Genomic DNA, 11,092 nt, shown 5'->3' on the forward strand with positions numbered 1-11,092 from the left:
GCGCCTCGGCGAGCCCGCTACCGAGCGCGGCATGTACGCCGTCAGCGTCGATGAGCTGCATCAGCTCGCGCGCGAGCACGGCGCTTACGTCGAGCACGTCGGGCGCAGCAGCGATGCGCTGGGTAGGGCCGAGGTGTCGTGGGCGGAGGTGGCGATTAGAGCGCCGACCGGTGATTGTTCGGTATAGAGGTTTAATGCGTGGAAGAATTCGCAAGCGTGCAACTCAAGCCCGAGACCTTGGAGCGTCTTGGGCGCCCAGATCGTCTGTACCCGGTGCCTGCTGAAGGGCTGAAGCGAATCGCACAGCACGATGAGCTGTTCGCTCATCTGATGCTCCACGGCCTTCAACTTGCGTCACGGTCAGGGGTTGCAGACTGGCTCGCCAACGAGGCCGCTATGGAGAAGCTTCTCGATTTGCTAACGCCGCCAGACGAGAGAAAGACGCTGAGCGGGGAGGGCGAGGAGTGGTTCCTTGAGTGTGGGCCGATTGACCTAAAGCATGCTGAGCTGGTTTCAATCCAGCGCGACACGCAGTTGCTTGCCGCCATCACGGACAGCGGCAAAGGTTACTTGCGCGCGGCTGCCTACCGTCCTTTGGATGCCAAGAGCATTCGCTACCTACTAGGCTTAGCGCGCAAGCCGCATCCAGTCCATGGTGTTTCTATGGGGCGCAGCCCTTGGGAATACGCCCTGGACGCGAGCCATGGTATGGGCAACTTCTATGCTTGCGACCGCGGAGAAGCTTATCTCTCATATTGGGCACGTGGCTTGGGAAACTCTAATGATGGGTCGATCATCCCGGAGTGGGGTGCGCAAATCGGCCTGCCTGCACGACCGGCCGCGAGAGTGCTGATGGAGCTTGGTATCTATCACATGTTTTCCGAGGTGTCTTCTTAAGTCAGCTACTCTGTGGCGTTCTAGCTTCCGGATCCTAGTCTCAAACACCAGGGTACTTCCGCAAGATGAGTTCCACCTCTCCCTCAATGGGGCTATACTCCCCAATCGGCCAACTTCGGAAATTGTAAAGATCCTCAGCTATTTCGGCGATGACCTCGCGCAGCTCCAGCGGCTCCAACCACCCAGAGGGAATGGCATTGATGTCGTACTGGATCCCCAGCAGGTTGCCGGTCATCGACCCGGTGGAGTCGGAGTCGCCGTCGTGGTTCACCGCTAAGATCAAGCCCTGCTCCAGGTCAGGGGCTGCGAGCGCGCAATAGATTGCGATAGCCAACGCCTCTTCCGCTACCCAGCCTTGCCCAAGTTCGGCGATGGCGCGCTCGGCTGACTCTCCTGCGGTGGCAAGCGCTTCGGCCTGTTCGATGGCGCTCAGAGATTCCTCTCCGCCTCGTGCCTCGCTAAGCAGCGCCTTGGCTGCTATCAACGCCTCGGACAACGTAGCACCATCGGCGAGGGCTAGGATCAGCACCGCGAAAACACCGCCGGTCAACGATCCGCTGGGATGGCCATGGGTCAGCGCAGCCAGTTGCGTACCCAGCTCGAACGCCTCCTTCACCGCCTTTTGGTCTACGTGCGGCTGCCGTTTGCGCCAGACGAACAGCCCGACCGGTGCACTGCGCATCACCCCGCCGCACCCCTTACTGTCGTTAGTGGCAGGATCTCCGAACTTAGCCATGGCACGCAGGGCCGAGAGGCAGGTGTTGCCCGGCGCCCGCCTGCTGTGCAGCTCCCGCTGCTGAAACAACCAACCGCCCTCCGACCCCGGATCGAAACCTCGTTGCGGGTTCTCCTCCTGCGTCTGTAGCCAGCGCAGGTAGGCGTTTGAGGTCACCCCAGTGTACGTCGTGATCCCCCGCATGGAACCGCGAACCCAGGCTCGGAGCAGGCCCTCGGCGGTGAACAGGGTCATCTGCGTATCGTCCGTAATCCGCCCCCTACCGCCGTAGGCTGGGGCGTATTGAGTCATGCCGTTCGGGCTAAAGCGGTCAACGATCTGGGCCCGCGACATGAATTCCACGGGCGCGCCTAGCGCGTCCCCGACTGCTCCGGCAAGCAAACAGCCGCGGAACTGGTCAGATTGAGCATGTGACCGCACTTGCCAAGGTAGCGATGTTAAGTATTTGGGTTCTCGGTTCATTTATCGATCAACTTGTTTTGGTTCAGGAAAAAGGGGATATCAAGTTTGGCCCAGCTGCAGAGTCAGGGTGTTGCGCTGCGCTGTGTCTGGAGTGATCGCCCGCTGCGTCCCGGGAATGCCGACATTGACCATTGCTTCCCGTGGTCGGCGTGGTCCTGTGATGATCTGTGGAACTTGCTGCCGAGCCATCATAAAATCAATCGACAAAAGAGCGACCGCTTACCGACAGCGGACATGCTGGAACTCGCGCGCGAGCCGATCCAAGAGTGGTGGAGTCTCGCCTATCAGCAGGGTGAAACCTAGGTAATGCACCCAGGATCCTTGGACAGTCGACGATTAGCTGGTTCCGGCCTCTGCCTGTGGGTACGCTCTGTCCAACAAGGGAAGGAGCTTTGGATCGCACCCAGGGGGTGCTGATCGCCGGCGGCGTGGCGGTCTACGATTCGGCCGTGTGGTTGCAAAGCAGCGCCGGCTTGGCTGACGTGACTGCGATCTTTGTCGCTGCCGTCCTCAGTGTCTTTCGACAAGCCACAGCCCGCAACCCCAGCCTTGGTGCCGGGGATAACGGGCTGGTGCGTGTAGCTTGATCCGATTCCCGGGGCGTTCTGAGCCGGTCAGAAGCGGCTATCGACAGGGCGTCCCTTCGAGGCATCCAGCCCGACGATCTGGTCCGGGTGGATCGTGGCCGAATCCTCCGGCGATGGCTTCCCTTCGCGTACGCGCCGCGTCTTGAGGCTCTCGACCTGTTGCAAAGGTGGGGCACCCTCCAGGGCGGCGTGGTCGGCGTCGTTGAGTTCGAACCAGGGTAGCCCGGCCATGCTGTAGAGTTCGGCGGAGGGCGGCTCTTGGGGCGTAGCGTAGCCGGTTACTTGCCGGAAGTGACGGCTGTTCAGAATATGGACGAAGCATCGGCTTGTCGTGGCCTGCTCCCAGCATGCGAGTCCGAAGGGATCCTCATGGATGCGCTGGCGCATCAGTCCGCCCGCGGCCAGTCCCATATCGGGCGACATCGCTGTCGGTGCCGAGCATACCCCCTCCCAAAACTGGTTCCGCTGTCCGAAGAAGTGCTCGAAGTAAGCGGCCTTCATGGGGTAGGCGAGGATCTGGATGCCGCCGTGAGCGGCCTCGCCGGTGAGTTGCTCCTCCACGGTCTCGTCTTGACCGAGCGGCGTGGCTACAAACTGACGAATCCGGCCGTGGCCGACGTTGTACCCGTCTAGCCAGGGCTGCTCGGGGACCACTAGGTAGTCCTGCGGCTCGCCTGTGAGGGTCTCCGTCCAGGTCTCGCCGCTAACCGCGTTGATCTTGCCCGTGGCGACCTTGACGGCGAAGGGGTAGTCGCCCTTGAACGAGATCCACATCCCTTCGGCTTGGTGCATGGGCAGGAAGACGCCGCCGCGTCGCGCCCAGGGAGCGGGCAGCTCAGCGGCGTAATCATCGACATGGAAGAGCGGGAACCGACCGAGTCCGGGCGGTAAAGGGTAGTCACGTTGGTCGTCGGGGATGCGCAGGGTGCGTTGAAAGTTGATTGTCAGGTGGGCTTCCGAATGGATCTCCGGAAACCGGAACACCAGTTCGTTATCGCTCAGCTCGATCATGGTGCTGTCCCCCCTTGCTGGGCCTACCAGTCGCCGTCCCGGACCTCCCGGACGACCCGAAGAATGGCGTGATCCGGCAAATCCTTGAGGCTGCGCAGCAGCTCGGCGAAGAGCTCCGGGCGCTTACGGATGATCGCCTGGAGCTCGGCACTAACCTTGCCCGCCAAGGCCAGGAGCATGTCGGGGTCCTGGTCGAGCTCGTGTGCCAACGCCCGGATCGTGGCCTCGGACGGCGGGGCCGTCACGCCGCGTTCCACCTTGCTCAGATAGGCCGGCTCGACCCCGACCCGCTGCGCAAGTTGCCGAACGCTGAAGCGCGGATCCGACGCCAGGAGCCGCTCGCGCTCACTGCGAAGGTATTTGCCAAATTCCATGGGTACTGTGTACCACATGGTACACATTAGGTAAACCCACCCCAGGGGCAATCGATAAGGGAGGTTTTGATTGCTCTTAGACGGCTTCCTCGTCCTCAATCTCCAGTTCAAGGTGGAAATGAGCCGGCCCCGTCAGGTTGACCAGCGCGTCGAGACTGAACTTGTTAATGCGGCCGTTCAGAAGGTCGTTGAGGCGAGGTTGGGTGATGCCCAGCCGTTCAGCCGCATCTTTCTGAGTGATGTCCCACTCCCTAACACGGCCGGCGATCTTCGCCATGAGTTCGGAGCGCAGACGCATGTTTAGCGCCTCCTCGGGGGTATCCTCGATGGCGTCCCACACGCTGTCGTAATACTCAATGGCCATGTTGTCACCTCGGTTGGTGGCTGGGGTCAGGGCAGTTCCTTGAAGCGCTGCTTGCCCAAGTCGATGTCTTTCTTGGCGGTCTTCTGGGTTTTCTTCTGGAAGCAGTGGAGCACGAACACCGCATCGCCCCGGTTGGCGACGTAGAAGACCCGGAAGGCCCCATTGTCTTCCCGAATGCGGACCTCCATGACACCAGGGCCAACGCTAGGCATAGGGCGGAAGTCGTCTGGTTGTCCTCCAGCCTGAACCTTGTCGATCTGAAATCCTGCCTCTCGCTTGGCTTCCAAGGGGAAGTCGCGCAGCCGGTCCAACGAGTCTCCGATGAATGCGACGGGTTTCTTGCACGCCACGCTGCCCCCTTGGCCTCTATGATTCTATATCAATACCGATATAATCGGCGCATCAGCCGGATGGGTCAAGCCCGGCGCGCGCTTAGAACGGCGTCACCCCAGCCTCGCGCAGAAAAGCAAGTCGGCGCATGTTGTAAGCCGCAGCAGCGAACGGCGGCTGTATAAGCTTTGCCCGTGCCCGAGCGATACAGCGCACACTGATGTCGTAGCACTGCGGCAGGGTCGCAAAGACTTGCTCGCCGGGAAAGCACTCGAGTCGCCTACGTCGCTGAGTCGGTGCTCCCGCACTGGTCGCCCACGGTGCGCCGTGGCCCAGCAATGCTCATCATCCAATCTAGGAGTGGGGTCGACTTTCGGGGCGATCCGGCAAGCCTCGGAGGAAGATCGCCTCGTGGCGATGGTTGGCGTAGGCTTCAAACACGAATTCGTTCCAGTAATCGTGGGATGGCCCCCATTTCATGTGGTGTTCGTAGGCGGCGATGCGCTTCTCAGGTGTCTCTTGCGGTAGCGTTCGGTCAAAGTAGGCCTGCCATTCGTGTTCAGCCGGTTCGATCAGAACGTAGGGAGTCGTAAGGACAATATGCTCAGCCTCGCCGGCGAACAAGGACGGCAGTATCCGCACGTACCAGAGTTCGCCCTGCCTTCCGTCATAGCCCGACGGACAGGTGACCCTGTAAGTCCGATCGGTTATCAGCTCGCGCAAGACGATGGCGCCGTTGCTGAACCCCTCGTGGGCATACACCCCCATCCGGGAGTCTTGCATGGTGCTGATCACATGGAGTAGCTCCTTGTGCATGCCAAAGGTCTTTCCGATCGCGATGGTCGTGGTTCCGGGTGTCTCGCGGGCTAGGCCGACACCAGCGTCGAAGAACGCCCAAGACGTGAAGAATGAGGTGGTGAGCGGACTCATCGGTGGACCCCCCGGCATGTATTGCTCCTCGGCCATACCGATCAGCCGGGCCAAACGGTTCATCTCAGGCAGCATGGTGAGCTGTTCAACCATCACCGAGGTCTGATTCTGCGCGTAAACGTAGAGCGCGTGAGTGGGATCAAGATCGACAAGTTCCTCACGACTGGCGACGGTTTCCTGCAGGGCTTCTGCGTTCTTCTTGCCTTCGATGACAGCGCTCAGGTCGACGACCTTCGCCCCGATTTGGCGTCGCATCTTCTTGATGATCTTGTCAGCTATGGGTTGACGCACGGTGCTCTTGCTAGAGGTCGACTTGTTGGTCTTTCTGGGCATGTGCCGCTCCTGGAGGTTGCGTCTTGGTGTCTGAAGTTCTCGGCTTCGCCCTAGCCTGCGACTGTGCACTCGCATGCGAACAGGTTGAGATCTCGGCAATCTTGGGCGCTTCGTGTCACTTGGAGTGATGGTGCGGGGGGACGCCGCGATGTAGGCCGATCGCGCGCGCAGACCTCGCATGAAAGTGCATCCGCGCTGCGGTTAGCCTCGCTCATCGTGGTGTACAGCATGAGTCGGGGATGATCAGCGTGCCCGATGCCCAAAGCGAGGTCTAGCTCATGGGCGAGGATTGTGCGCAACACCTGCTGATCCTGAAAGGGTCAGCTGAGACGGAGTCGTCGCTGAGCGAGGTGGGATCACAGCGTCACGCCCGCCGCTGAGCGGCGGCGCCGATAACTGTCCCAGGTGAAGCGCAGTGCGGTACCGCCCTCAAGCAACCGATCAATAATACGCTCACCGAGCGAGTGCGCGAGTGCGTTGTAGTCGAGATTCGAGATGACGACGGTTGGGCGCATATCCGCGTAGCGGCGATTGAAGACCTCGAAAAGCACCATGCGCTCATGTTCGGATCCGGTCTGGACGCCGACTTCGTCGAGTACTAGGAGGGGGACCCCCGCGAGCCAATCAAAGACCTCGCTCTCGCTCTGCTCGCTGTTGCGGTCGTAGGTGCGCCGCACTTGACGGACTGCTCCCGAGACGCTGGTGTAAAAAGCTTGGTGCGCATGTCGAAGCACAATCTCGCGGACGATTGCGCACGCCAGGTGTGTCTTACCGGTGCCGACCTCACCCGAGAGGATCAAGCTCGTACCGGTCTTCAGACGCTCCGGAAACGTCTCGGCGTAGCGGCGGCAGCAGTCGCGCACCCAGCCGGCCTGTTCTGTAACGGGGTCGAACGTATCGAATCCGGCCGCATGGTAGCGCGGCGGCACCCCAGCGTGCCGGAGCATCTTTTGGATCCGCTGCGCTCGTTGTCGGGCGAAGTCCTTGCGCCGCTGACGTTCGTTGTCGGCCCCGAGGCAGTGCGGGCAGTAGCCCCCTACCCATTGCCCTCCAACGAGCGCGTATACGGCTGTATAGGGACCGTGCGTCGGACAGTGCGCTTGTTGTTCGAAGTAGCGCTCGTAGCTGGGAGAATTGAGCGCTTCGCCGATCCGCTGCATACTGCTGCCTCCTACCAGTCGGGGGAGGTGTTGAAGCCCGCCTCGCCGAAGGTACGAGCTGAGGCGATCGTCCCGCCTGGGGCTCCTGTCGGATTCGAGGTCGGCCGGATGTCTAGGGCCCCATGGAACCGGCCACGCTCGAGTGCTTCTTCCCAGCGCCGATCGCGCAGATAGTTATCAGGATCTGGGATATAGCCTGCGATCCAGCGTCGATCTTCTTGTTGGCGCTGTTCAACATCCTTGAGGATCCGATCGATATACCGGCCTAACCCATCCTGCCGGAAAACATCGTACGCCTTCTTTTTCTTCTTCCGTTTGGTCTGTGGATAGGTGGTCCAGAAGCGCTCGAACGCAAATCGGTCGCCCGTCGTCGATGATGGTGCCGGCGTCTCATCGATGCGCTCCTGAGGATCACACACCGCTTGGTGATGAGCCTCGTGCGCGCGTTCGTCTCTCCGGAGATCAGGGGCCTCAATGTGTGTGGTGTTCTCTTCCCGGATACCGGACTCCGGAGGTGGGTCGTTCCTTGCGCTGCACAGTGGGTCGAGGTCAGGGGGCTTCCTGGGGGTGCTCCTAGGGTTGCTCGTAGGCTTTAACTCGCTGTTATATCGGCGGATGTCAGGGTTGCTGATCGGGTTGTTGCCGGGGGTTCTGCGTTGGGGTTGTTCCGGGGTTGCTCCGGGGTTGTTCCTTGTTGAGGCACACTCGTCCGTATCCGCGAGACAGCAGCGAAAAACGAGGCCTCGATCGCTGGTACGCAGCCGCTGCACCAGTCCTTCGCGCTCGATCTCAGCGAGCAAGGCGCGGAGTTGTTGGCGAGTGCTGTAACGGATTTCTCTGCGCTGGGACCCCGCCGGCGGGGTGTACTCCAGGACCTCACGCAGTTGCTGGTAGGAGATCGTACGGCGCTGCCCAGAGAACCCCGTGGCATAATCCATGGCCGGACGGATGACCAGGACGTAGGCCAGACGCGCGGCGTGCGAGAGCCGGGAGGAACACAGCCGTTCGAGTTCGCAATCGTTGAGTCGAATCGTCATGGCCCACGGTCCTCCAGGATGTCTTCGGCCTCCAGTACCAGTTGCCAGACGGCTTGTGCGGTGACTCTGCATTGGCGAGCCACCCGGAGGTAGCGCTCAGCCAGCGGAAGGTGCGCATGGCGCTTCCAGGAGGCCCATACGGCGTCGGCCTCGGTCGGCTCGAGACGCCGTGGGCGCCCCTGCTGAGAAACAACGCCCAGCTCGCGGCGGCGTTGGGCGACTTCTGAGGATTTGAGCCCGAAGAGGCCTTCCATCATGGCGCCGTGGGCTTGATGCCGCAGCAGGTCATCGATGAGTTCGTCATCTTGGGCTCGTCGCCGAGCTTTCTGGATGGCCACCGCGAGCCGATCCGGATGCACCCGGACCTCGACGAAATAAGCTGCATGGCACAGCAAGTGGAGGTACTCCCTGTATGTGAGATCCTCGATTTCGCGAATGGATCGGTCTTGCTGACGCTCAAGGGCGTATACGATTGCCTCATGGCCGATCTTGTACTCAAGGTCGCTGGATTGTTTGGTCGGGATTGCAGAGACCATGGCTAGCCCTCCCATAAATCGATATTGCGCTCATGCGCGGCTTGCCGCAGCTGCCGGCACAGCTGTATCAGTCGAATAAGTTGCTGGATGTCGGCATCCGAAATGGACGGATGGGATAGGAAGTCCGCAGCGATCTGCGTATAGGCCGGCGATCCGATGCGCTGACGCAAAGAGTCCGGGTCGTGTTGCATGAGGTGGCCGAGCTCGTAGTCACCCGGCAGCTGGTGCAGATGGGGGATCGCCTCCGATAGCGCCAGGAGTGTCCACCACACCCAATGTTCCGCTGTATGCGCGGGTATATCGCCGTTGGCTGGCAGCTCAACGAGGTAACCGAGGCCCCCGTGATCCCACGATTGGACGCAGCGATCGAGTCGGTACCGCTTCGCTACGGCGTGCGCCAATCGGTAGATCTGCTCACGGTACTCGGGTATGGATACGGTGCTGGGTTGCTGCAGCATCCCGGAGTCCGCACCGGAGTCTGGCAGTTCTTGGCCTTTCTCATCCTGGGTGTCACCGGAGGAGCTTTCACGGTGCTCCAGCTCCTGTTGCACTGCGCGGCTTTCGGTTTCGGTCCCATCTGAGTCAGCCCGGTTCTCCCCCTGGAGTGCGGGGAGAGGGTGGCCGCTGAGGGCCGCATCGAGCTCGAAGAGGATCGATTGTGGATCGGTGCCGAGGGCCTCGGCGATTTGTGCTGTCACTTTGTGGCGAGCCGCCTCGAGGTCCCATTCCGGGCCATCGGCACTCGCCAGCGCTTGCTCCCAGAGCGGTTCGAAGTCGAGTTCCTCGCGGCCGTGGTGCTGCCACACTGTGGTGGCACCACGGTATAGCTGGCGCAGGCGATCGACGCTCTCGCCGCCGATCTTGGCCAGCGCTTCCGGCATCGCGGGGAGTAGGCGTTGAGCGGCGAACTCATGGCGGATGAGCTGGCGCTTGCTGATCGTGTATCCGAGCTCATGGAGGCGTTTGATAAAAGCATTGCGGCTCAGCGGCTCCCCGTGATCGGATTCCAGACGGGCGCGCAGTTGCTGGAGTGCCAGCGCCTTGTCGATCAGGGCCAGTTCACCTCGAAGGTCGTTCTCGACCAAGTGGTTTGCCAGGATCGCAGTCTCGCCCTGCCATGGACGGAACAGGCAGTGGACCCGAGCAAACGCTTCGTCCCCGGTCTCCCGGTAGAGCTCCCGCAAGATACGCAATCGGGTATTGCCTCCCGAGCCTACGATGTAGCGCTCATCCCCAGGGCGCCGGGTCACCTCTAGGCTGTTGCTCAGCCCGCGTTGAGCGCAGATCGAGGCTTTAATCTCGTCGTAAAAGGGGTTCTCCTGCTGACGCGGGTTGTGCTCGTATTCGGCAATCTCGTCGATTGAGAGCACCATCTGCGTAATGGTGACGGGATCCCCGGGTTGATCGAGCCGGTGATCGTTGCCACGGGGATAGCCTTGCCAGAGACCTTGGCGAACCTTTTCGCTTAACCCTTGTTTTGCCATCTGTTCTCCCCCCTAAGCATCGAGGTGTGGGAGCAGCTCGCGGGTGAGTGCGCGCATGGTTTCGGCCCCGGATGGAGTCGGGCCGTTGCGGCGCGGCTCCCAGCGATGGACCGGGATCTGCCGTGTGGCGGCCTCCCGGTAGGCCACGGTCGCCGGCACCCTCGTCTCGAGGATCGTGATTTTCCCTTTGCTCGGCTGATAGGTCTCTTGACGCAGCTCTTGTGCGATGGCGCGCGCATCGAGCGTGCGGTCCATTCGGTAGAGCAGTCCGCGAAGCGGCGCTACGGGAGCACCGAGGGCCGCCATGGGTTTGAGTCGGTCAATCATGCCGAGGGTGCCGCGGGCGAACTCTCGGGCTGAGAGGATCTCTGGCGGGATGGGCGATACGAGCAGGTCTGCCGACAAGACGGCAGCGTCTTGGAGGGGGCCGACGGCCCCCTGCGTGTCGATCAACACGACGTCGTAGATATCGTCGTACTCGCTTAGGATGTAGCGGAGTCGCACCCGCCCGTCGGAGGTGTGCAGGATCCAGTTCTGCAGGGCGCCGTCTGGATCGTCGCTCAGGATGAGATCGAGCGAACACGAGTTTCCGAGGTCGATCGCATCGGACTCGATGGTGCTGACGGTGCTACCGGTTTCCCCCTCCACGATCAGTGAAGTCAGGCCCTTTTCACCGGTAAGCGCAAGCGGAAAGTAACTCGAGAGTGTCGGCTGGACGTCGGCGTCGACCAGCAAGACCCGCTGGCCAAGGTTGGCCAAGTAGGCGCCAAGGTTGGCGGTGAGTGTGGTCTTGCCGACTCCCCCTTTGGTCGAGCAGATACAGAGCTTGATCGCCATATCCTCCCCTCCTG

The 11,092-nt window shown here is 61.4% G+C and carries 15 protein-coding genes; 4 read left to right on the forward strand and 11 right to left on the reverse strand.

Going from position 1 to position 11,092, the window contains the following annotated elements; translation table 11 throughout:
• Positions 1–187: hypothetical protein (locus tag CKO15_RS06040; protein ID WP_200193576.1), on the forward strand; the 187-nt coding region annotated here is incomplete at its 5' end.
• Positions 188–198: 11 nt separating this feature from the next.
• On the forward strand, positions 199–897 hold the full coding sequence (locus CKO15_RS06045; RefSeq protein WP_200193578.1) for a hypothetical protein: 699 nt from the start codon (positions 199–201) through the stop codon (positions 895–897).
• Between the two features lie 40 nt (positions 898–937).
• On the opposite strand, the gene CKO15_RS06050 is transcribed toward CKO15_RS06045, so the two are convergent.
• Complete coding sequence (locus tag CKO15_RS06050; RefSeq protein WP_274600127.1) at positions 938–2,095, reverse strand: ADP-ribosylglycohydrolase family protein; 1,158 nt, start codon at positions 2,093–2,095, stop codon at positions 938–940.
• Positions 2,096–2,140: 45 nt separating this feature from the next.
• Here CKO15_RS06050 and CKO15_RS06055 point away from each other — a divergent pair, with 45 nt between their 5' ends.
• Positions 2,141–2,398: an HNH endonuclease domain-containing protein gene (locus CKO15_RS06055; RefSeq protein WP_200193582.1), complete on the forward strand. Its 258-nt coding sequence runs from the start codon at positions 2,141–2,143 to the stop codon at positions 2,396–2,398.
• Positions 2,399–2,487: 89 nt separating this feature from the next.
• Positions 2,488–2,682 carry a hypothetical protein gene (locus tag CKO15_RS06060; RefSeq protein WP_200193584.1) on the forward strand — a complete coding sequence of 65 codons (195 nt, stop codon included), beginning with the start codon at positions 2,488–2,490 and terminating at the stop codon, positions 2,680–2,682.
• 27 nt (positions 2,683–2,709) lie between these two features.
• Here the strand turns inward: CKO15_RS06060 and CKO15_RS06065 are convergent, their stop codons facing one another.
• The 10 genes from CKO15_RS06065 to CKO15_RS06110 form a co-directional block, all read right to left on the reverse strand.
• Entirely contained in the window at positions 2,710–3,693 is a 984-nt protein-coding gene (locus tag CKO15_RS06065; RefSeq protein WP_200193586.1) for a hypothetical protein, read from the reverse strand.
• A 23-nt stretch (positions 3,694–3,716) separates the two neighbouring features.
• Entirely contained in the window at positions 3,717–4,067 is a 351-nt protein-coding gene (locus CKO15_RS06070; protein WP_200193588.1) for a helix-turn-helix domain-containing protein, read from the reverse strand.
• 76 nt (positions 4,068–4,143) lie between these two features.
• Complete coding sequence (locus CKO15_RS06075) at positions 4,144–4,431, reverse strand: helix-turn-helix domain-containing protein (RefSeq protein WP_200193590.1); 288 nt, start codon at positions 4,429–4,431, stop codon at positions 4,144–4,146.
• A gap of 26 nt (positions 4,432–4,457) precedes the next feature.
• Entirely contained in the window at positions 4,458–4,742 is a 285-nt protein-coding gene (locus tag CKO15_RS06080; RefSeq protein ID WP_207123930.1) for a type II toxin-antitoxin system RelE/ParE family toxin, read from the reverse strand.
• A gap of 373 nt (positions 4,743–5,115) precedes the next feature.
• Entirely contained in the window at positions 5,116–6,024 is a 909-nt protein-coding gene (locus CKO15_RS06085; protein WP_200193595.1) for a hypothetical protein, read from the reverse strand.
• 356 nt (positions 6,025–6,380) lie between these two features.
• Positions 6,381–7,184, reverse strand: coding sequence for an ATP-binding protein (locus CKO15_RS06090; protein WP_200193597.1), 804 nt, complete (start codon positions 7,182–7,184; stop codon positions 6,381–6,383).
• An 11-nt stretch (positions 7,185–7,195) separates the two neighbouring features.
• A complete protein-coding gene (locus CKO15_RS06095) occupies positions 7,196–8,221 on the reverse strand; it encodes a hypothetical protein (protein ID WP_200193598.1) in 1,026 nt (341 codons plus the stop codon).
• Positions 8,218–8,757 (reverse strand): STY4526/YPO1902 family pathogenicity island replication protein, encoded by a 540-nt coding sequence (locus CKO15_RS06100; RefSeq protein WP_200193600.1) that lies wholly within the window; start codon positions 8,755–8,757, stop codon positions 8,218–8,220. The genes CKO15_RS06095 and CKO15_RS06100 overlap by 4 nt, the downstream gene beginning before the upstream one ends.
• 2 nt (positions 8,758–8,759) lie before the next feature.
• Positions 8,760–10,241: a ParB family protein gene (locus CKO15_RS06105; RefSeq protein WP_200193602.1), complete on the reverse strand. Its 1,482-nt coding sequence runs from the start codon at positions 10,239–10,241 to the stop codon at positions 8,760–8,762.
• A gap of 12 nt (positions 10,242–10,253) precedes the next feature.
• Positions 10,254–11,078, reverse strand: a complete 825-nt coding sequence (locus tag CKO15_RS06110) for a ParA family protein (protein WP_200193603.1) — start codon at positions 11,076–11,078, stop codon at positions 10,254–10,256.
• Between the last annotated feature and the right edge of the window lie 14 nt (positions 11,079–11,092).

The organism is Halorhodospira abdelmalekii (assembly GCF_016583625.1).
In the GTDB taxonomy this organism is placed as follows: Bacteria; Pseudomonadota; Gammaproteobacteria; order Nitrococcales; family Halorhodospiraceae; genus Halorhodospira; species Halorhodospira abdelmalekii.